This window comes from Methylobacterium thuringiense (assembly GCF_022179645.1).
GTDB lineage: Bacteria > Pseudomonadota > Alphaproteobacteria > Rhizobiales > Beijerinckiaceae > Methylobacterium > Methylobacterium thuringiense.
Genome location: NZ_BPRA01000035.1, coordinates 36,198 through 56,575 on the forward strand (window position 1 = coordinate 36,198; position 20,378 = coordinate 56,575).

Sequence of the window (20,378 nt, forward strand, 5' to 3'; positions counted from 1 at the left end):
ACGTCGCACGACGTCCGGACCTTTTCGACAGACCCCCACGAAACGTGTAGAGCGGGCGCCTTCCCGGAGGCCCCTTTGCTGCACGTTTCGACCCGCGGCGCCGCTGCGCCCTTGAGCTTTTCCGACGCCCTCCTTGCCGGTCTCGCCCGCGACGGCGGCCTCTACGTGCCGGAGAGCTGGCCGCAGATCGCAAAATCCGAGATCGCGGCCTTGAGCGGCGTGCGCTATGCCGACGCGGCCAAGCGCGTGCTGCGCCCGCTCATCGACGGCGAGATCGCGGACGCTGCGCTCGACCGGATGATCGAAGATTCCTATGCCTGCTTCCGCCACCCGGCGATCTGCCCGCTGACGCAGATCGACGACAACCTCTTCCTGCTCGAACTTTTCCACGGCCCGACGCTCGCCTTCAAGGACGTGGCGATGCAGCTGCTCGGGCGGCTGATGGATCACGTCCTGCGCCAGCGCGGCTCACGGGCGACCATCGTCGGCGCGACCTCGGGCGATACTGGCTCTGCCGCCGTCGAAGCCTTCAAGGGGCTCGATCAGGTCGACGTCTTCGTGCTGTTCCCGCACGGCCGCGTCTCGGAGGTGCAGCGCCGGCAGATGACGACGGTGGCCTGCCCGAACGTGCACGCCATCGCCATCGACGGGACCTTCGACGATTGCCAGGACATCGTGAAGTCGATGTTCCAGCACGGCGATTTCGCGCAGGATGTCCACCTTTCGGGCGTGAACTCGATCAACTGGGCGCGAGTCGCCGCGCAGGCGGTCTACTACTTCACCAGCGCCGTCTCGCTCGGGAGCCCGCACCGCCCGGTCTCGTTCGCGGTGCCGACCGGCAATTTCGGCGACATCCTGGCCGGCTGGGTCGCCAAGCGCATGGGGCTGCCGATCGATCGCCTGATGATCGGCACCAACGCCAACGACATCCTGGCCCGCACGCTCGAACACGGCACCTACGAATTGCGCGGCGTGCACCCAACCACCTCTCCGTCGATGGACATCCAGATCTCGTCGAACTTCGAGCGGCTGCTGTTCGAGGCGCTCGGCCGCGACTCCTCCTCGCTCGGGCGTCTGATGGCCGGCTTGAAGCAATCCGGCGGCTTCTCGCTCGATCCCGCCGTGCTGCAGACCGTGCGCGACGAGTTCGATGCCGCCGCCGTCCACGAGCCCGAGGTGGTGGAGGAGATCGCCGGCACCTACCGCAAGACGGGCATGGTGCTCGATCCGCACAGCGCCATCGGCGTGCGCGCCGGCCGCCGGCTGCTGCAGAAGGACCCGGCGACACCCGTCGTGGCCCTCGCCACCGCCCATCCCGCGAAATTCCCCGATGCGGTCTCCCAGGCGACGGGCGCGGGGCGCCCCGTCCTGCCGCCGCACCTCGCCGACCTGCTGGACCGACCGGAGCTGATCGCCAACCTGCCGAACGATCAGGCCGCCGTGGAGCGCTACATCCGCGAGCGCGCCCGCATCACGGCGGGTGCCTGACCCCATGAACGAGCACTTTTCCACATTCGGCGCCTCGCCCGACCTGAAGATCGCGCGCCTCGCCAACGGCCTCACCATCGCGACCGAGGCGATCCCCGGCGTGGCGACGGCCTCCCTCGGCGTCTATGTCGGCGCTGGCTCGCGGCACGAGCGGCCCGAAGAGCATGGCCTCAGCCATCTCATCGAGCACATGGCCTTCAAGGGCACGCAGACGCGCTCGGCCCGCCGCATCGCCGAGGACATCGAGAATCTCGGCGGCGAGATCAATGCTGCAACCAGCACCGAGAGCACGAGCTACACGGCCCGGGTGCTCGGCGAGGATGTCGGTGTTGCCCTGGACGTGCTCGGCGACATCCTGACCCGCTCGACCTTCGAGGCCGGCGAACTGGCGCGCGAAAAGGGCGTGATCCTGCAGGAATACGCGGCCGTCGAGGATACGCCGGATGACGTCGTCTACGACGCCTTCGTCGAGACGGCTTTTCCCGACCAGCCGATCGGCCGGCCGATCCTGGGTCGGCCCGAGACGATCACGAGTTTTTCGCGCGAAGGCATCGAGGCCTTCATCGCTCGGGAATACGTACCCGAGCGCATGGTGCTGGCAGCTGCCGGCGCCGTCTCGCACGACGAAATCGTTGCGGCGGGCGAGCGTCTGTTCGGGGACCTGAAGCCGGCCATATCGCAGCCGATCGTTCCCGGGCTCTATGCCGGCGGCGAGCGCCGCATGCAGAAGAAGCTCGAACAGGCGAACCTCGTTCTCGGCCTGCCCGGCCTCTCGTTTCGCGACGACGGCTATTACGCGCTGCACCTGTTCGCGCAGGTGCTCGGCGGGGGCCTGACCTCGCGGCTCTGGCACGAGGTGCGCGAGACCCGCGGCCTTGCCTACGACATCCAGGCCTTCCACTGGCCCTTCTCGGATTGTGGGCTGTTCGGCATCGGCGCCGGCACGTCGGGCTCGGACCTGCGCGAACTCGTCGAGGTCGCCATCGCCACGACCCGCACGGCGACGGTGGAGCTCGACGAGGTCGAACTCGCCCGCGCCAAGGCGCAGCTCAAGGTCTCGTTGCTCTCGGCCCTGGAGACGCCCGGCGGCCGCATCGAGCGCAACGCCCGGCAGCTCCTGGCCTGGGGCCGCGTGATTCCCTCCGGCGAGGTGATCGCGAAAGTGGATGCCGTGACCGTGGACGACGTGCGGGCGGCTGGCCGGACGGTGATCGCCGGGGCGCCGACGCTCGCAGCGATTGGGCCGATCAAGAAGCTGCCGACGCTGAAGCACGTGGCCGCCTCGCTCGTCGCCTAACCCTCGCCGTCGACGAAGATTCGGCGGTCGCCGACGCGGCGCGTGAACCGCACTGCGTCGAGATGCTCGAGCAGCGGGATCGAGAACTTTCGCGAGATGCCCAGCGCCGCGCCGGCTTCCTTGGCCAGGAAGCCGCTGTCGGCCGCCGTCGCCGCCGGGAAGCTCCTTACGAGCTGCGCCTTGCCGGCCGTGATGGCGTCCCGGTGAAACAGGATCGTGCGCTTCTGCACGCGGTCCAGCGCTCGGATCAGCGTTCCCGAGGCTAGGAGATAGGTCAGTGCCTCGCGTCGCCGGATGTCGCGTCCGACGACCTCGACCTCGTCCGGTGGGGACAGCGCGCCGTTACGAAACGTCGTTTCGAGAAGCCGGACATGCTCGGTCTCGTTCCGGGCCGGGTCGAAATCGGCGCGGCGAAACAGCGGGCCTGCCTGAACCACGTCCCGCGTTCCGATGAGATCGCGCAGGGCGGCCGTGGTCACAATCTCAGCGGCCGTGACGGCACGGGCGAGACGGTCGACCGGAAGCCCGTGTTCGATTGCGTGATCGCGGTGATGCACAGTCAGGGCCGACAAAAGGTTCTCGCGGAGCGCAGCGAAGGCGGGGGCGCCAAGGAAGCGGTCGCCGATCTCGCAGGCACCGAGTTCCGTCAGGCCACGCCGCACGCGCTCCGGGGCGATTCCGACGAGGCGGGCGAGATCGAGCAGCGCGGTACCCGATGCGGCGTCGCGCGCGAGCCGTGTCGCAAGCGTCTCCTTCGGCTTGCCGGTTGCGGTGACGGAGAGTTCGGCCTGGACTCGCGCATCGTGCCGCTTGCGGCGTCGTGCCAACGGATCGAGGATCCGCCCGCCCGCCACGGTGACCGAGGGCGAGTCGAGGCGGAGGATGAAGGGCTCGCGGGCCGGTACCGCGATGTCCTCCTCGGTACGGAGCTGCGCGAGGGCGCTCGCGCCGGGCTCCAGTCTGTCGCGGTCGAGCAGGCGCAGGCGGGCGGGTACCTCGGTGGTGCCGAACAGGAGCCGGCAGCCGGTGCCTCCTTCCAGCGGCGCTGCAGCGCTCGCCACGGCCGTCAGGGCGACGTCGATCCAGCGGCCGGTGGCCAGCATGTCCGGTGCGGTCAGGGCCTGACCTCGGTGCAGGTCGCCGATCTCGACGCCGCGTAGGGCCACCGCCGTCCGGCGGCCGGGCTCGGCAGCCTGCACCGGGCGGCCATGGATCTGGAGGCTTCGCACCGTGGCCGTGCGGTTGCCCGGCATGATCGCGATCCTGTCGCCGACCGACAGCCGACCGCGCCGCAGGGTGCCGGTGACGACGGCGCCGAAGCCGGGGCGGGCGAAGACGCGGTCAATCGGGAGGTAGGGGAAGCCGTCGTCGCTGGACGGAGCGGCCTCCCGCAACAGCGCGCTCAGCGCCGTACGGAGCTCGGCGATACCGGTCTCGGCCAGGACCGAGGTCGCCACAACCACAGGATGCATGATGCCGGCGCGGGTCGCGACGGCGGACAGTTCTGCTTTGCGCGCGGCGATTGTTTCAGGGCCGACGAGGTCGCACTTGGTCAGTGCGACCACGCCGCGCCGCACGCCGATCAGCCGCGCGATCTCGAGATGCTCCACGGTCTGGGGCTTGATGCCCTCGTTGGCATCGACCGCGAGCAGCACGGCGCGCATGCCGGTGGCGCCCGAGATCATCGCGCGCACGAAGCGTTCGTGGCCGGGGAGATCGACGAGATCGATCTCCCCGGCTTCCCCGCCGGCGGCTTTCAGCAGGGCGAAACCCGGCACGATCGAGACGCCGCGCGCCTTCTCCTCCTTGAGGCGGTCGGTATCCGTGCCGGTGAGGGCGTGGACTAGGGCGGTCTTGCCGTGGTCGACATGGCCGATCACGCCGACGAGGAGCGATATGGTCAAGACGGTGCCGAAGGGTTGGGGAAATAGACGATGATTGTCGCTGTTCTAGCCGCCGCCGCGCGTTCGGTGAAGCAAAATTATCAATCGCACAATCTAATTGTACGCAAGTTATAGGGTTGTGGTGCTGGGGGGAAAAGGCGAAATCCCGGGCGCTCAGACGACGAACAGCAGGTTCAATCCGGCCTTGCGAAACCCCTCTTCTGCGATCTTGAGGTCGAGGCCGTAGGAGGCCACGTCGTCGGCGATCGGATCGAAGGCCGGATCACGGTCCTGATGGAAGTGCTTGAGGTAGCTGTTGCAGCTCGTGCAGGTCTCGACCTTCACGTCCTTCGAGATCTCGTCGAGCCCGTAATAGCTGATGCCCTCCCCGGAGCCGCAAGCCGTGCAGCGGATCCGGACGTGGTTCCAAAGCGTGTTGCAGACCGAGCAAGATAGGTAGCGGGCCTTGTCGGCCGGCGTCCAGGCGACGATGAGGCTGGCCGTCGGCGCGCCGCCGCAGCAGGGGCAGACGCCGTCGGCCACGGGTTTCAGGACCTTGTCGTCGAGGGCGGCGGCCTGCTCGGCCATAAAGACCTGAAGACCGGCCGCGACGAAGACGCATTCGGCCATGCGCTCCACGAGGAAGGCGCCGTCGAAGATCTGGAGGGCGAGATCGAGCCGCTCCTCCGGCGCCGCGGCCTGCAGTGAGGTGCGGGCGAGCTGCGCCGCCTCGGTCAGACCAGAAAGATCGATGACGTCGAGCAGCCGGTCGAGGCAGGCGAGGAAGTTCGGATCGTCGCTGACGAGGCTACGAGAGAGCGGCGGCATGCCGTTGTCGCTGCGCAACGCGACGTCTTCGGCCGACAGAGGCAAGGGGCGTTCGCCGGCAAAGGCACGCTGCGCCACGACCTCGGCCTGCGCGGCGGCGATGCGCGCGAGCAAGTCGAGATAGCCCTCAAGCGGGTGCCCGGGTGCGATCGCCTTCAGCCGTTTGGCGCGATCCGCGAACAGCGTCGCCGGCTTCGGCAGCCGAACGAAGGGGACCGAGGCCGCGATGCCGATCCGGTCGGGATCGGGCTGGATGTCCGCCGGCTTACGGACCGGCTGCTCGGCAGGCGTCGGTTCGGTGGCGGCCTCCGCAGGGGGGCCGCCGCGCCTGAAAAATCGGGCCAAGGATCAGGGTCCGTGCTTCTCGACAGGCTTCGCGCCGGCAGCGGGCTTGTCGCCCGTGATCTGGCGCAGCCATTTGCGGTGGTGCCGGTAGGCCCAGCCGCCCGTGACGTTGCCGCGCATCATCGCACGCCCGGTGCCGCGCACCCAGATGCCGGCATAGATGTGGACGACGATGATAGCGATGGCGCCGATCGCGGCGAGCGAATGGGCGAGAAGCGCCCAGCGCTGCGTCTCGATGGTGGTGTACTCGTAGAAGTACTGCTCCCAGATCATCAGCCCCGAGACGAACATCACGCCGATCAGCACGGTCTGGCCCCAGAACACTCCCTTCTGGCCGGCATTGTACTTGCCGAGTTCGGGCAGCCGGTCCTCCCGGTTGGTGACGACGTCGCCGATCTTCATCGACCAGGCGACGTCGTCCTTGTTTGGGATGTTCAGGCGCCAGAACTTCAGGAACAGCAGCGCGAAGCTGACGACGAGGGCCACGCCGAACCATGGGTGGATCGCCCGCGTCGCCGCGCCACCACCGAACAGGCCGGTGAGCGAGAATAGGTAGGGCGTGAACATCGCCAGACCCGACAGCGCCAGCAGCGTGAACAGGATCGCCGTGACCCAGTGGTTGACCCGCTGGAGCCCGGAATAGCGCGGCACGTACATGATCTCGGGCGTTTCGGCCTTCACCTCCCGCAGGGGAGGATGCGGCTCGCCATCCCGGACATCGGTATGAATCGTCATCGGACCTGTCCCGATCTCTGTCTGTACAATGCCGTCTGTCTTCCGCTGATCCCCCAATCCATCACGAGGGCCGGATCTCGCCGCCGTCCCGGCGGCGCGCACCGCGCTCCTTCATGTCGATCGCCTCTTCCTCTTCCTCCGCCTCGACCTCGTTCGGTCCGGCGGTCACGTAGTGGAAGAAGCCGGCCAGCGCCGCGAAGCCCATCGTGGCGAGCCCCATCACCTTGGCGCCGCCCTTCCAGAAGGCGACCAGCGGCGAGATCTTGGGGTCGTTCGGCAGGCCCGCATAGAGCTGCGGCTTGTCGGCGTGGTGGAGCACGTACATCACGTGCGTGCCGCCGACGCCGGCCGGGTCATAGAGGCCGGCCTTGTCGAATCCGCGCGACTTGAGGTCGACGACCCGGTCGTTCGCCTGCTCGATCATGGCCTCCTTGGTGCCGAACATGATCGAACCGGTCGGGCAGGCCTTGGCGCAGGCGGGAGCCTGACCGACCGCGACGCGATCGGAGCAGAGCGTGCACTTGTAGGCCTTGTTGTCGGTCTTCGAGATGCGCGGAATGTTGAAGGGGCAGCCCTTCACGCAGTAGCCGCAGCCGATGCAGTGATCCTCGACGAAGTCGACGATGCCGTTCGAGTACTGCACGATTGCGCCCGGCGACGGGCAGGCCTTGAGGCAGCCCGGGTCGGTGCAGTGCATGCAGCCGTCCTTGCGGATCAGCCACTCGAGATTGTTGGTCTCGGCGTTCTCGTACTCCGTGAACCGCATCAGGGTCCACGACTTCGCCGTGAGGTCGTGCGGGTTGTCGTAGACGCCGACATTGATGCCGACGTCGTCGCGCAGGTCGTTCCACTCCTCGCACGCCGACTGGCAGGCCTTGCAGCCGATGCACTTCGAGACGTCGATGAGCTTGGCGACCTCCTGCTGACGGCGGATCGCCGGCGGCGTCTCCGTGGAAGCGGACTTCTGCCGGATGTCGAGGGAGCTGTAATCGGCCATTGTGCTGCTCCCCCTACGCGACGCGGTCGTTCGGAGGCGTGGTCGCCTCGATATTCACCAGCCACGCCTTGTATTCGGGCGTCTCGGTGTTGGCGTCGCCGACCACGGGGGTGAGCGTGTTCGGGTGCCAGCCGTTGCGGGTCTTGCCGATGAAGCCCCAATGCTGCGGCAGGCCGACGACGTGCACGGCCTTGCCGTCGCACATCAGCGGCTTGATGCGCTTGGTGACCACCGCCTTGGCCTTGAGCGACCCGCGCTTCGACCAGACGCGGACCCAGTCACCCTTGGCGATACCCTTCTCCTTGGCCAGCTGCTCCGAGATCTCGACGAACATCTCCGGCTGGAGGATCGCGTTGATCCGGGAATGCTTAGTCCACTGATGGAAGTGCTCGGTGAGCCGGTAGCTCGTCGCCGCGTAGGGGAACTCGGCCGAGGTGCCGAGATCGGCTAGATCGCCCTTGAAGATGCGCGAGGCAGGATTGCCCTTCATCTTCGGGAACGGAATGTTCGCCATCGGCGACTCGAACGGCTCGTAATGCGTCGGGAACGGCCCGTCGCGCATCAGGCCGCGGGTCCACAGGCGGGCGACGCCCTCCTGGTTCAGGATGAACGGACCGACGTTCTTCTCCGGCGGCGTGGTGACGCCGTAATCCGGCACGTCGAAGCCGACCCACTGCTTGCCGTTCCACTCGATGATCTTCTTCTTCTCCGACCACGGCTTCCCCTCGGGGTCGCACGAGGCGCGGTTGTAGAGAATCCGTCGGTTGGCCGGCCAGGCGAAGGTCCAGTTCGGCGCGATGCCCTTGTTGCCGGGATCGGTGTTGTCCCGGCGGGCCATGATGTTGCCCTTCTCGGTGTAGCAGCCGGAATAGATCCAGCAACCGCACGCGGTCGAGCCGTCGTCCTTGAGTTGCGCGAAGCCGTCGACCTGCCGGCCCGCCGGGATCGTGGTGCCGCTGGCATCCGTGATTGGGGCCACCGTGTAGCCGTTCAGCTCGCGCGCCAACTCGACCGGAGTCGGCGATTCCGGGTCGGCGTAGTTCCAGTTCAGGTTGACGATCGGGTCGGCGTAGGCGCCGCCGTCCCGCTTGTACAACGCCTTGATGCGCAGATGGATGGCGGACATGATCTCGATGTCCGGCCGGCACTCGCCCGGCGGCTCCTGCGCCTTCCAGTGCCACTGCAGCCAGCGGCTGGAATTGGCGAGCGAGCCCTCCTCCTCGGCGAACAGCGTCGTCGGCAGCTCGAACACCTCGGTCTGGATCTTCGAAGAATCGACGTCGTTGTACTCGCCGTGGTTCTCCCAGAACCGGGCCGTCTCGGTCTGCAGCGGGTCCATCACGACGATGAACTTCATCCGCGAGAAGGCTTCGGTCATCTTGGCGCGATTGGGGAAGGTCATCAGGGGGTTGAAGCCCTGGATGACGTAGCCGGTCATCTTGCCCTGCTTGGCCAGCTCGAAGCCGCGCAGCACGTCGTAGGTCGGCACGTCGAGCTTGGGCAGATAATCGAAGGCCCAGTCGTTCTCCTTGGTGGCGTGCTCGCCCCACATCACCTTCTGGAAGGAGACGAAGAACTTGTTGTAGTTCTGCCAGTAGCTCATCTGGCCGGGACGCAGCGGCTTGAACTGCCGCTTCGAAATGTAGTCCGCGTAATTCTCGTCCTTCTCGATCGGGATGTTGAGATAACCCGGGATCAGGTTCGACATCAGCCCAAGATCGGTGAGACCCTGGATGTTGGAGTGGCCGCGTAGCGCCTGCATGCCGCCGCCGAGCTGGCCGATATTGCCCAGCAGCGTCTGCACGATGCACATCGAGCGGATGTTCTGCGAGCCCTTGGAGTGCTGCGTCCAGCCGAGGGCGTAGAGCGACGCCATCGTCCGGTCGGTCGACGCGGTCGAGGCCATCAGCTCGCAGACCTTGAGGAAGGTCTCCTTCGGCGAGCCGCAGATCCGCTCCACCATCTCTGGCGTGTAGATCGCGATGTGCTTCTTCAGAAGGTTCAGGACGCAGCGCGGGTGCTGCATCGTCTCGTCGACGACCGCGAAGCCGTCGGGACCCATCTCGTAGTCCCAGGTCGTCTTGTCGTAGTCGCGCTTGTCCTCCGAGTAGCCCGAAAATAAGCCCTCGCTGAAGTCGTAGCCTTCCTTCACGACGAAGGCAGCGTTCGAATAGGCCGCGACGTAGCGGTGCTGGATCTTGTCGTTGTCGAGCAAGTACTTGGCGACGCCCGACAGGAACGCGATGTCGGTCCCCTGCCGGATCGGGCAGTAGAGATCCGCCACGGAGGCCGTGCGGGTGAAACGCGGGTCGACGACGATGAGCTTGGCGTTGTTATGCGCCTTGGCTTCCACCACCCACTTGAAGCCGCAGGGGTGCGCTTCGGCGGCATTGCCGCCCATCACGGTGATAACGTCGGCGTGCTTGATGTCCATCCAGAGGTTGGTCATCGCGCCACGGCCGAAGGAGGGCGCCAAACTGGCGACCGATGGGCCGTGTCAAACCCTGGCCTGATTATCGAAGGTCAGGGCCCCCATGCTTCGGACGACCTTGTAGGTACACCAAGCCGTCTCACTGGAAGTCGCGGATGCGCCGAGGAAGCCGACGGTGGTCCATCGGTTGACCGTCAGGTCGCCGTTCTTGGCGATGAAGTTCTTGTCGCGGTCCTCCTTGAGGAGCATCGCGATCCGGTCGAGGGCGAAGTCCCACGAGACGCGCTTGAACTCCGACGAACCGGGCTCACGGTGCATCGGGTACTTGGTGCGGGTCTCGGACGTGATGAAGTCGAGGAGCGACGAACCCTTCGGACAGAGCGTGCCGCGGTTCACCGGATGGTCCGGGTCGCCCTCGACATGCATCACCGCCGACTTCGAGTTCTTCGAGTTGTCGCCGAGGCTGTAGAGGATGACGCCGCAGGCCACCGAGCAATAGGGGCAGGTGTTGCGCGTCTCCTTCATCTGCGCGAGCTTGAAGGGCCGCACCGCGGCTGCCATCGCGGGCTCCAGGGCACCGAAGCCGAGAGCGCCGAGCGACCCGCCGGCGAGACCGACACCGATCCCCTTCAGCAAGCCGCGTCTCGAGACCTGAACGTTCATCGCAGGGCCTTGTTGAGAGCTATTCTTAATTCAGTTTTATGCGCGAAGGCCGACCCGAGGCAAGCGTGCGCTGCAGCGTGGCCGCGGCATTTATCGCCGCACTGGCAGCACGTTCGCGGCCCGGCGCTCATCCGGTCGCAGGGCAGGTTTTCGCTATTTCGTGGGCGAGGCCGGGTTGCTGCCCGAGGGGCCGGGGGTGCGATGATCGAGCGGCTTCTGCGGATCGTCCGAACCGTTGTTCGAGGCGCTGCTCGCGCCGACCGTCTTGGTGGACGAGCTGTCGGACTTGTTGCTCATCGAGTTGCCGCCCGGATTCTCCGCATCCTTGGAGGCCGATTCCTCGCGCGGCACGGGGGCCTGGCTCCAGCCGTCGTTGGCGCTCTTGTTCTTGTCGCCCATGGCGTCCTGGCCCTTGATGTCGCCGGGCTCGGCCTGTGCGGACAAGGTCATGCCGAGCGTCAGAAGCAGGGCCGCCACGGGCAGCCTGCGCGAAAAAATGCCGGAAACCATTGGAAATCCTGACGATTGCGGTTAACGCGATGGCCGGTCAACGCCGCCACGCCGGGGCAGTTCCGGCGCCGGCGGTTCCCGCTCGCCCGCTGGTGTCAGACGTTGCGCATGAAGCCGCGGGCGCGGATCCAGCTGAGGAAGAGGCCGGCCCAGGCGGCGGTCGGCGCCCCCGGCACGCCGAGGCCGAAGCCGTGGCCGCCGCGCTCGAACAGGTGCATCTCGACTGCCACGCCCGCTGCGCGCAGGGCGTTGTACATCAGCAGCGGATGGTCGACGGTGCCGACCGGATCGTCGGAGGCCTGGGCCAGGAAGGTCGGCGGCGAGCGCCGCGTCACCTGCGCATCCACCGAATAGGCCCGGCGCTGCGCGTCGGAGGGGTTGTCGCCGACGAGGACGGCCCGGCTGGAGATGGTTCTGTCGAACGGCGCCTTCAGGGTGATGATCGGGTAGATCAGGCCGGCGAGCGCCACATGCGCGCTCTGCTGGTCGGCTGCATCGACGTCGTCGTAGAGGTCGACCTCGGAATCCACCGCCGTCTCGCCCATGAGATGGCCGCCGGCCGAGAAGCCGAGGACGCCGATGCGCTCCGGGTCGACGCCGTATTGCGCGGCGTTGGCGCGCACCAGCCGGACGGCGCGCTGCGCGTCCTGGCGCGGGGCGTCCGGCCCGTCGCGCCACTTCTCGCCCGGCAACCGGTAGATCAGCAGGAACACCGTGAAGCCGGCCTTGGCGAGCCAGGCTCCCACCGGCAGCCCCTCGCCGCTGATGTCGATGCGGCGGTAGCCGCCGCCGGCCGCGACGATGAACGCGCCGCCGTTCGAGCGCTGCGGGCGGATCACCATCAGGCAGGGTCGCGTCACGGCGGTGATCACGCCGCTCAACGTCTCGTCGAAACGGTAGTCGCCCCGGAACGGCCCGCCGCCGCCCGGCGGCAGGCCCGGCCAGAGGTCGATGACCTCAAGTTCCGCCCCGGGCGCCGATTTCGGCAGGGGCCGCACGGTCTCGATCACGGGCGGCTGGGCCGGATTCTGCGGGATCGCCCGCGCCGCGGCGTCTCCCGGATTGTCCTGCGCCCGTGCCCGCTCCCCGGTCAGGACGGCCGCCGCGCCCGCCAGAAGGGCCCTGCGATCGAGCGTCATGGCGCCAGCATCCGACATCCTCCTCACCCGCGCGGGCCATGCCGGGCAAACGGCTCAGACGCGCTCGCGATCCTTATACATCGCGCTTTCGCCGCCGCATCGTGCCGCCTTTTCTGCGGAGCGCGGCGTCAGTCCCGGCGCTCGAGCGTCGCGACGTAGAAGCCGTCCGTGCCGGTGAGGGCCGGGCTCATCTGCAGGCCGTGCCGGGTCAGGCGCACGAACGGCGCCAGGGCCGGGGCCTCCTCGGCGATGATGCGGGCCGTGTCGATCGCGCCGAAGCGGCCGCGCTGGCGCTTCAGCAGCCCCGTCACCGCCTCGTCGTTCTCGTCCGGCAGCAGCGAGCAGGTGACGTAGACGATGCGTCCGCCCGGACGGACGAGCTCGGCGGCCCGGTCCAGGGTCTGCGCCTGCTCGGCGACGCGGAGCGCTAGGCTGCCCGGCCGCAAGCGCCACTTGGCGTCGGGATTGCGCCGCCAGGTGCCGGTGCCGGTGCAGGGCGCGTCGACCAGCACCCGGTCGACGCTGCCGTCGAGGTCGGTCAGCACGTCGGCCCGCAACCGCCCGGCCCGCGGCGTGCGGATCTCGGCCTCGGCGCCGGCCCGGCGCAGGCGCTCGTGGATCGGCGCGAGCCGGCGCGGGTCGGCGTCGGTGGCGACGATGCGGCCTTCGTTCTTCATCAGCGCGGCGAGCCCCAGGGTCTTGCCGCCGCCACCGGCGCAGAGGTCGACCACTGTCTCGCCGGCCTTCGCCCCGGAGAGCCGCGTCGCGAGCTGCGAGCCCTCGTCCTGGATCTCGTAGAGGCCCTCGATGAATTCCGGCTCGACGTGAAGCGCGGGGCCGCGCCCGTCCGCCCCGATCGGGATGCGCAGGCCGTTCGGCGCGTGCGGCGTCGGCTCTGGCGCGAGGTGGGTCAGGCGGGCGAGCGCCGCGTCGCGGTCGAGCTTGAGCGCGTTGATCCGGATGTCGAGGGGTGCCCGGCGGCCGAGCGCGCGCAGTTCCGGCAGCAGGTCGTCGCCGAGCAGGCCCTGCAAGGCGGGCAGTACCCAGGCCGGCGCGTCCCCGGCGATCTCCGGCGGGGCGTCGTCGAGGCTGCCGTTGGCGAGGCGCTCACGCTCGCCCTCGCTCAGCGGCTCCGGGGCGAAGCGCGAGCCATCGAACATCGCCGCCACCGTCGGCAGGGCGAGGCCGTGCTGCAAGCGCAGCATGCCGATCAGCACCGAGCGGGGGGCGTCGTCGCCCATGATCCAGGCGGCCGAAGCCCGGCGGCGCAGGCCGTCATAGACGAGGCTCGCGATCGCGGCGCGGTCGCCCGATCCGGCGAAGCGGTGGGCGAGGCCCCAATCCTTGAGGGCGTCGGCGGCCGGACGGCGGCGGTCCGCGATGTCGGCCAGGACTTCGATGGCGGCGGAGAGGCGGGCGGGAGGGGTCAGGGTGAACTCCGGTAAGGTCTCGTTGACGCTGCCACGATACGGCCACGCTTAGTTCGGGTCCCGGCCATGATACGGCCGAGCTTAGGGCTTGGTCCTGCCCCACAAGGAGGGCGCGCCGCGTCCGTCGACGGCCGGGCGCGCGTTCTGCGTAAAACGAGGCTCCCGATGTCGCCCAGGTCGCCCCTGTCTTCCCTCGCCGCCGCCTGCCTGTTCGCGCTGGCCGCCGCGGCCTGCTCGCGGGCTCCGGCCGAGTCGATCGCCGACCCGGTGCCGCCGCCGCGCCGTCCCTACGACGCGAAGACCCAGCTCGAATACGGCGATCCGCGTCCGCCCGCGCCCCAGCGCTACTGAGCGGCGCCGTTCAGGCGCCCGCCGCCGCGCCGGGATCGGCGAGCACGGCATCGCGGGTGCGGTCGATCATGGCTTCGACCACGGAATGATAGGCCGCCTGCATCGGCTCGAGGCCGGCGGCCTGCATCTCGGTGGCAAGCGCCGTCTGCAGTTCCGCCATCGCGTCGGTGCGGCTCTTCAGGTCCGGCGCTGCCAGGGCGAACTGGATGATCGCGGCCTGCGCGTCGGCGAGTTCGTTGCGCTCGCTGCGCGCGATGAGGCCGCGCAGGGTCGCGAGGCATTCGGCTTTGGTCGTCATGTCGGCGATCCCGGGCGGCTATGCCGGACCAGAGCCGAGCATCGTTTCCGCACATAGCATCATTGGGCGCAGGCGCGCGACCGGCGAACCTTTTGAATTCACGGGCCGGTTCCCGGCCTTCCGGATCAGGCCGCCTCGCGCTCGCGGCGGTTCTGGTAGGCGCGCAGGTGGGTGTAGGCGAGCTCCAGGAGCGGCCGCGCCGAATCCGGCGCCGTTGTCCGGCCGCGGGCGATCAGGTCGCCGACGATGTGGTCGGCCTCGATCCGGGCGCCGTTCTCGATGTCGCGCAGCATCGAGGCGGTCATCGGCGCCCCGTCCGCGGTGAGCATCTTGCGGGCGCCCGCGAACACCTTGTCGCGCGGTGCGTAGCCGGAGGCGTCGGCGACGACGCGGCATTCCTCGTGCAGCGCTTCCAGGAAGGCCTTGCCGCCCGGCGCGCCGACGATGTCGCCGATCGTGCTGCGCATCAGCGTGGTGCTGCCGGCGAGCGTCGCCAGAAACACCCACTTCTCCCACATCTCCAGCAGAACCTTGTCGCTCGCCCGCGCCTGGAACTTCACGCCCTGCATCAGTTCCTCGATCGCCCCGACGCGCTCGGAACGCGTGCCGTCGCGCTCGCCGTAGGTGAGGGTGTGCAACTCGCTCATCTGGCGGATCTCGCCGGCCTTGGTGAGCGTGGCGACGATGGCGCAGGTGCCGCCCAGCACCCGCTCCGCCCCGAAGGCTGCGTCGAGGGCGTCGAGATGGTTCATGCCGTTGAGGATCGGCAGCACCGCCGTCTGCGGGCCGACGGCCGGGGCGACGTCGGCAATGGCCGTTTCGAGGTCGTAGGCCTTGGCGGAGAGCAGCACGAGATCGAAACGGCCGGCCGTGCCGAGCACGTCGGCCGTCACTGTCTGGGGTTTGTCGATCCGGGTGTCGCCGACTGGGCTCAGCACCTGAAGGCCGTCGGCCGCCAGCTTTTCCGCGCGCGCCGGCCGGACCAGGAAGGTGACGTCGCGTCCGGCCTCGGCGAGCCGCGCCCCGAAATAACCGCCGGTGGCGCCTGCGCCGACCACGAGAACCCGCATGGCATGTCTCCGCATCGTCGGGTCGATCCGAGCCCGTTCATGCGTCTATGTGCGGCGCGAGGGCGCAGGCGCAATGGGGAACGTGTCTGCTTGCGCTCTGCGTGGTCGCCTACCGGCTCGGATAGTTCGGCGTTTCCCGCGTGATCGTCACGTCGTGGACGTGGCTCTCGCGCAGGCCCGCATTGGTGATGCGGATGAACTGCGCCCGCTCCTGCAGCTCTGGCACGGTCGGCGCGCCCACATAGCCCATGGCGGCGCGAAGCCCCCCGGCGAGCTGGTGGAGCACGGCGGCGACGGGGCCCTTGTAGGGCACCTGTCCCTCGATGCCCTCGGGCACGAGCTTGTGGGTGTCGCTGACCTCGGCCTGGAAGTAGCGGTCGGCCGAGCCGCGGGCCATGGCGCCCACCGAGCCCATGCCGCGATAGCTCTTGTACGAACGGCCCTGGTACAAAAACACGTCGCCGGGGGCCTCGTCGGTGCCGGCGAGCAGGCTGCCCAGCATCGCCACCGAGGCGCCGGCGGCGATCGCCTTGGCGAGGTCGCCCGAGTACTTGATGCCGCCGTCGGCGATCACCGGCACGTCGGCCTTCTGGCCGGCTTCCACGGCCTCCATCAGCGCCGTGAGCTGGGGCACGCCGACGCCCGCGACGATGCGGGTGGTGCAGATCGAGCCCGGGCCGATGCCGACTTTGATGGCGTCGGCGCCGGCATCGATCAGCGCCTGGGCGCCGTCGCGGGTGGCGACATTGCCGGCGATGATCTGCACGGCGTTCGAGAGCGCCTTCACCCGGCGCACGGCGTCGAGCACCTTGATCGAGTGGCCGTGGGCGGTGTCGACCACGATGATGTCGCAACCGGCATCGATCAGCCGCTCGGCCCGCTCGAACCCGGCCTCGCCCGTGGTGGTGGCGGCGGCGACGCGCAGGCGCCCCTGCTCGTCCTTGACGGCGTGCGGGTAGGCGACCTGCTTCTCGATGTCCTTGACCGTGATCAGGCCGATGCAGCGGTAATGGTCGTCGACCACCAGCAGCTTCTCGATGCGGAACTGGTGCAGCAGGCGCTTGGCCTCGTCCTGCGTCACGCCCTCGCGCACGGTGATGAGCCGGTCCTTCGTCATCAGTTCGGAGACGGGCTGGGCGGTGTTGGTGGCGAAGCGGCAGTCGCGGTTCGTCAGGATGCCGACGAGCTTGCCGCGCGAGCCGTTGGGGCCGCGCTCCACCACCGGGATGCCGGAGATGCGGTTCTCCTTCATCACCGAGAAGGCGGCGGCGAGGGGCTCGTCGGGATGGATGGTGATCGGGTTGAGCACCATGCCCGACTCGTATTTCTTGACGAGGCGGACCTGCTCGGCCTGCTCATGCGGCTCGAGGTTGCGGTGGATGACGCCCAGCCCCCCGTTCTGCGCCATGGCGATCGCCATCGGCGCTTCCGTCACCGTGTCCATGGCCGAGGAGACGATCGGCAGCTTCAGCGCGATCGTCCGGGTCAGCCGCGAGGCGATGTCGACCTCGCCGGGCATCACGGAGGAGGCGGCCGGGCGCAGCAGCACATCGTCGAAGGTCAGCCCCTCGATGATGGTATCCGCGCTGATCAGGGCCATGTGCCAACTCCGCTTTGTCATGTGAGCGCCGGGCTCGTGACGAGCAGATTGGCGCTTCGGATTGGCACGTGCCGTTATCATGGGGGTGCGGCTCGCGCAAAGACGCGAATGCCGCAATGCAGCGGGATAAGCCGCGAACCGGCCGCGCCGGAAGCGGCCCCGATCCCCGCTGGACGCAGACCGCCGCTCAGTTGAAGCGGGCGTCCTGTCCCTTGTCGCCGTATTCCGGCGGCAGGCCGATATAGTCGGTCAGGATGCCGTCGATGCCCGGGGCTCGGCCGTAGGCCGCGCAATCGGGGTCGAGGGGCGCCTCGCCGAGGATCGTCACGCGGATGCGGTTCCAGTTCGGGATGAACAGCTCCGACTTGAACGGATCCTTGCCGGTGGCGAGGAAGAAGCCGAAATCCTGGCCGAACTCTCCGGCGAGATCGTAGGGGTCGCTGTCCTTCGAGAAGCGCGGCTGGCTGGTGAAGGAATTCGCGGCACCGCCCCAGATCATCGCAGCGCGCTGCTGGCGGTGGCGGTCCACCGCCTCGGCTTCCACCGTGAGGCTGCCGAGCCCGATCGGGATACGGGGGACCGGAATGCGGCCGAGGCCCTCGGCTGCGCCCACGCCGACTTGGCCGGCGATGGTGATCGCGGCCGAGAGGCCGATGGTCGAGCCGGCCCCGAGCAGGTCGGTCGGATCGACCCGCGTCACCCGCGAGCGCACGGTGAGGTCGGCGTCCGGGGTCGAGACGACGTCGTACTTCAGCGACAGCTCGTAGCACATCGCCCGGTCCGCGGCGTTCGCGGTGAGGCGGCGCTGCTCCGGGGTGAGGAATTCGCCGCCGGGGATGCTGCCGGTGAAGGCGGTCGGGATGATCCGGACGGTGCGGGTGCGCGCCAGTGCGCCCTGGTCGGCATAGAGGCGCGAATCGGAGGCGACAGCGTCGCTGCCGGACAGCCGGTCCCGGCGCGACAGCGAGCCGCCGTCGGTCAGCACGACCTCGCCGCAGCCGGCTACGGAGGCGAGCAGCATCGCCGCAAGGGCGAGGCGCAGGGCAGATCGCGGCTTTGCGAGCCTCGAAGGCATCAGGTCTCTTTCGCGAATATGTCGGACGGTGCGCGCGGCGGCTGAATCAACCTGCACGCCTCACCGTGGATTAAGGCCGAGCTTACGGCTGCAGCGGGGTGCCGCGAAAGGGGAGAAGGGGGGGCGGGCCGCCGAGGGGCGCAGCCTGTGTCTCTCGCGACACGATTCCGAAACAGTGTCGCCGGCGCGGACATGCAACCGAACAGATCTGGGGATATGTCTCCCACCCGATGCGCCCCGCCCAGATCGTTCCCCTCGTCGTCGCCACCGCCCTGTTCATGGAGAACACCGACTCGACGGTGATCGCCACGGCGCTGCCGGCCATCGCCGCGAGCCTCGGCGAGGACCCGATCGCGCTCAAGCTCGCGCTGACCTCCTATCTCGTCAGCCTCGCGATCTTCATCCCGGTCTCGGGCTGGGCGGCCGACCGCTACGGCGCGCGCACGGTGTTTCGCGCCGCGCTCTGCGTGTTCATGGCGGGCTCGCTGGCCTGTGCCGCGTCGAGTTCGCTCCTCGGCTTCGTCGCCGCGCGCTTCCTGCAGGGCATGGGCGGGGCGATGATGGTGCCGGTGGGGCGCCTCGTGATCCTGCGCAGCGTGCCGAAATCCGAGCTCGTCGGGGCGCTCGCCTACCTCACCATCCCCGCCCTGATCGGGCCGGTGCTCGGGCCGCCGCTCGGCGGCTTCATCACCACCTATTTCGACTGGCGCTGGATCTTCTTCATCAACATCCCGATCGGGCTGGCCGGGATCGCCCTCTCGACGATCTACTTCGAGAACCTGCGGGAATCGGAGCGGCCACCCCTCGACGTCGCGGGCTTCCTACTGTCCGGCGCGGGCCTCGCCCTGCTGATGCTGGGGCTCGCCTCGACGGGCAAGCATCTGCTGCCGGCCTGGATCTCGTGGGGCAGCATGGCGGCCGGAGTTATCCTCATCGCCGCCTACCTGCGGCACGCGAAAAGGGTCGTGAATCCGGTGATCCGGCTCGATCTCCTGCGCCACGCGACGTTTCGCGCGGCGGTGACGGGCGGAAGCCTCTTCCGCATCGGCACGGGGGCGATCCCGTTCCTGCTGCCGCTGATGCTGCAGATCGGGTTCGGGCTCGATCCGCTGCGCTCGGGGCTGATCACCTTCGCCGCCGCCGCCGGGGCGCTGCTGATCAAGATCGTCGGCCCGCGCATCCTGCGCAGCTACGGCTTCCGCCGGGTGATGCTGACCAACGCGCTGATCGCCTCGGCCTTCCTCGCGGTCAACGGGCTGTTCACGGCTGAGACGCCGCACTGGCTGATCGTGTCGGTGCTGCTGCTGGGCGGCTGCGTCCGCTCACTGCAATTCACCTGCGTCAACGCCATCGCCTATGCCGACCTCGACAGCCACGAGATGAGCGCGGCGACGAGCCTCGCCAGCGTGGCGCAGCAGCTCTCGCTCAGCCTCGGCGTCACCATCGGCGCCCTGGCGCTCGAAGGCTCGGCGGCTTGGCACGGGCATGCGGGCATCGCGGCGGCGGATTTCGCGCCGGCTTTCTTCACCGTGGCCGTCATTTCGGCTGCCGCGATCCTGCCGTTCCTGCGGCTGGCGCCGGATGCGGGGGCGGAGGTGTCGGGTCAGCGGACTCTGATGACGAAGCCCGCCGACGGCTCACCCGCGACGCTGGCCCCCGTCACGCCGCGGCACGTGCCGGAGCCCGGCCGCCCGAGCGCTTGACCGGCGCCTTCCGGGCCGGGGCCTTCTTCGCCGGATCCTTGGCGCGGGGCCGTACTGGTGCCGCCTCGCCCGAGCGCCAGCCCTGCCAGCTCCAGGCGCCGGGACCGGCCATGGCGTAGATCAGGAAGGCGCCGGCCAGGCCGAGATCCGAGAGCAGGAAGGCGCGCTCGGTGACGGCGGCCGCGCCGGAAAACGCCCAGAACGGGTGCAGCAGGATCGCGAAGGCCGCGACGAACCCGGCCATGGCGAGCCCCGTGATCCGCGGCATCACCCCGAGGACCAGGGCGAGCGGCCCGAAGACCTGGACGATCACGGCCACCGTGGCGAGGGCGTTCGGCGCCGGCAGTCCCGCCCCAGCCAGCGTCACCGCGAAGCCCGAGACGTTGAGCGCCCGCGCGATCCCCGTCGGCAGAAGCGCCGCGGCCATGAGCAGGCGGGCGGCGAGAAACGCACCGTTGCGGGCACGATCGGTCACGGGCGGAACTCCGGAAGCTGGCGATACGGCCGAGCTTCCGGTGTCCGGCTGAAGGCCCGG

Annotated in this window: 17 protein-coding genes; 4 read left to right on the top strand and 13 right to left on the bottom strand. The window is 68.8% G+C overall.

Translation table 11 applies throughout. The annotated features are described in order from the left end of the window. The first annotated feature begins 75 nt into the window (after positions 1 to 75). On the top strand, positions 76 to 1,488 hold the full coding sequence (thrC, locus tag MFF07_RS22180; RefSeq protein ID WP_147817277.1) for a threonine synthase: 1,413 nt from the start codon (positions 76 to 78) through the stop codon (positions 1,486 to 1,488). Between the two features lie 4 nt (positions 1,489 to 1,492). Next, positions 1,493 to 2,785, top strand: coding sequence for a M16 family metallopeptidase (locus MFF07_RS22185; RefSeq protein WP_238232932.1), 1,293 nt, complete (start codon positions 1,493 to 1,495; stop codon positions 2,783 to 2,785). Here the strand turns inward: MFF07_RS22185 and selB are convergent. The 8 genes from selB to MFF07_RS22225 all read right to left on the bottom strand — a co-directional run bounded on the left by selB (position 2,782) and on the right by MFF07_RS22225 (position 13,746). After that, positions 2,782 to 4,689 carry a selenocysteine-specific translation elongation factor gene (gene selB, locus MFF07_RS22190; RefSeq protein WP_238232933.1) on the bottom strand — a complete coding sequence of 636 codons (1,908 nt, stop codon included), beginning with the start codon at positions 4,687 to 4,689 and terminating at the stop codon, positions 2,782 to 2,784. The two genes, MFF07_RS22185 and selB, sit on opposite strands and share 4 nt — an antisense overlap. A gap of 153 nt (positions 4,690 to 4,842) precedes the next feature. Next, positions 4,843 to 5,841, bottom strand: coding sequence for a formate dehydrogenase accessory protein FdhE (gene fdhE / locus MFF07_RS22195; protein ID WP_147817279.1), 999 nt, complete (start codon positions 5,839 to 5,841; stop codon positions 4,843 to 4,845). A 3-nt stretch (positions 5,842 to 5,844) separates the two neighbouring features. Further along, positions 5,845 to 6,576 carry a formate dehydrogenase subunit gamma gene (locus MFF07_RS22200; RefSeq protein WP_147817280.1) on the bottom strand — a complete coding sequence of 244 codons (732 nt, stop codon included), beginning with the start codon at positions 6,574 to 6,576 and terminating at the stop codon, positions 5,845 to 5,847. Between the two features lie 61 nt (positions 6,577 to 6,637). Continuing rightward, entirely contained in the window at positions 6,638 to 7,573 is a 936-nt protein-coding gene (gene fdxH, locus MFF07_RS22205) for a formate dehydrogenase subunit beta (protein ID WP_147817281.1), read from the bottom strand. 13 nt (positions 7,574 to 7,586) lie between these two features. After that, positions 7,587 to 10,667, bottom strand: coding sequence for a formate dehydrogenase-N subunit alpha (gene fdnG, locus MFF07_RS22210; RefSeq protein ID WP_147817282.1), 3,081 nt, complete (start codon positions 10,665 to 10,667; stop codon positions 7,587 to 7,589). A 153-nt stretch (positions 10,668 to 10,820) separates the two neighbouring features. After that, entirely contained in the window at positions 10,821 to 11,177 is a 357-nt protein-coding gene (locus MFF07_RS22215; protein ID WP_147817283.1) for a hypothetical protein, read from the bottom strand. A 95-nt stretch (positions 11,178 to 11,272) separates the two neighbouring features. Then, positions 11,273 to 12,316 (bottom strand): alpha/beta hydrolase, encoded by a 1,044-nt coding sequence (locus tag MFF07_RS22220; RefSeq protein ID WP_147817284.1) that lies wholly within the window; start codon positions 12,314 to 12,316, stop codon positions 11,273 to 11,275. Positions 12,317 to 12,444: 128 nt separating this feature from the next. After that, positions 12,445 to 13,746, bottom strand: coding sequence for an RsmB/NOP family class I SAM-dependent RNA methyltransferase (locus MFF07_RS22225; protein ID WP_238232934.1), 1,302 nt, complete (start codon positions 13,744 to 13,746; stop codon positions 12,445 to 12,447). Between the two features lie 165 nt (positions 13,747 to 13,911). Between MFF07_RS22225 and MFF07_RS22230 the strand changes: the two genes are divergently transcribed. Beyond that, on the top strand, positions 13,912 to 14,097 hold the full coding sequence (locus MFF07_RS22230) for a hypothetical protein (RefSeq protein ID WP_147821676.1): 186 nt from the start codon (positions 13,912 to 13,914) through the stop codon (positions 14,095 to 14,097). Between the two features lie 10 nt (positions 14,098 to 14,107). Here the strand turns inward: MFF07_RS22230 and MFF07_RS22235 are convergent, their stop codons facing one another. The 4 genes from MFF07_RS22235 to MFF07_RS22250 all read right to left on the bottom strand — a co-directional run bounded on the left by MFF07_RS22235 (position 14,108) and on the right by MFF07_RS22250 (position 18,140). Next, complete coding sequence (locus MFF07_RS22235) at positions 14,108 to 14,395, bottom strand: hypothetical protein (RefSeq protein WP_147821678.1); 288 nt, start codon at positions 14,393 to 14,395, stop codon at positions 14,108 to 14,110. 125 nt (positions 14,396 to 14,520) lie between these two features. Then, a complete protein-coding gene (gene panE, locus MFF07_RS22240) occupies positions 14,521 to 15,465 on the bottom strand; it encodes a 2-dehydropantoate 2-reductase (RefSeq protein ID WP_147821679.1) in 945 nt (314 codons plus the stop codon). Between the two features lie 109 nt (positions 15,466 to 15,574). Then, a complete protein-coding gene (gene guaB / locus MFF07_RS22245) occupies positions 15,575 to 17,065 on the bottom strand; it encodes an IMP dehydrogenase (RefSeq protein WP_147821681.1) in 1,491 nt (496 codons plus the stop codon). A gap of 187 nt (positions 17,066 to 17,252) precedes the next feature. After that, positions 17,253 to 18,140, bottom strand: coding sequence for a DUF3313 domain-containing protein (locus MFF07_RS22250; RefSeq protein WP_147821683.1), 888 nt, complete (start codon positions 18,138 to 18,140; stop codon positions 17,253 to 17,255). A gap of 230 nt (positions 18,141 to 18,370) precedes the next feature. Between MFF07_RS22250 and MFF07_RS22255 the strand changes: the two genes are divergently transcribed. Then, positions 18,371 to 19,843: an MFS transporter gene (locus MFF07_RS22255; RefSeq protein ID WP_147818459.1), complete on the top strand. Its 1,473-nt coding sequence runs from the start codon at positions 18,371 to 18,373 to the stop codon at positions 19,841 to 19,843. Here the strand turns inward: MFF07_RS22255 and MFF07_RS22260 are convergent. Continuing rightward, entirely contained in the window at positions 19,800 to 20,318 is a 519-nt protein-coding gene (locus MFF07_RS22260) for a DoxX family protein (RefSeq protein WP_147818455.1), read from the bottom strand. The genes MFF07_RS22255 and MFF07_RS22260 overlap by 44 nt on opposite strands. Between the last annotated feature and the right edge of the window lie 60 nt (positions 20,319 to 20,378).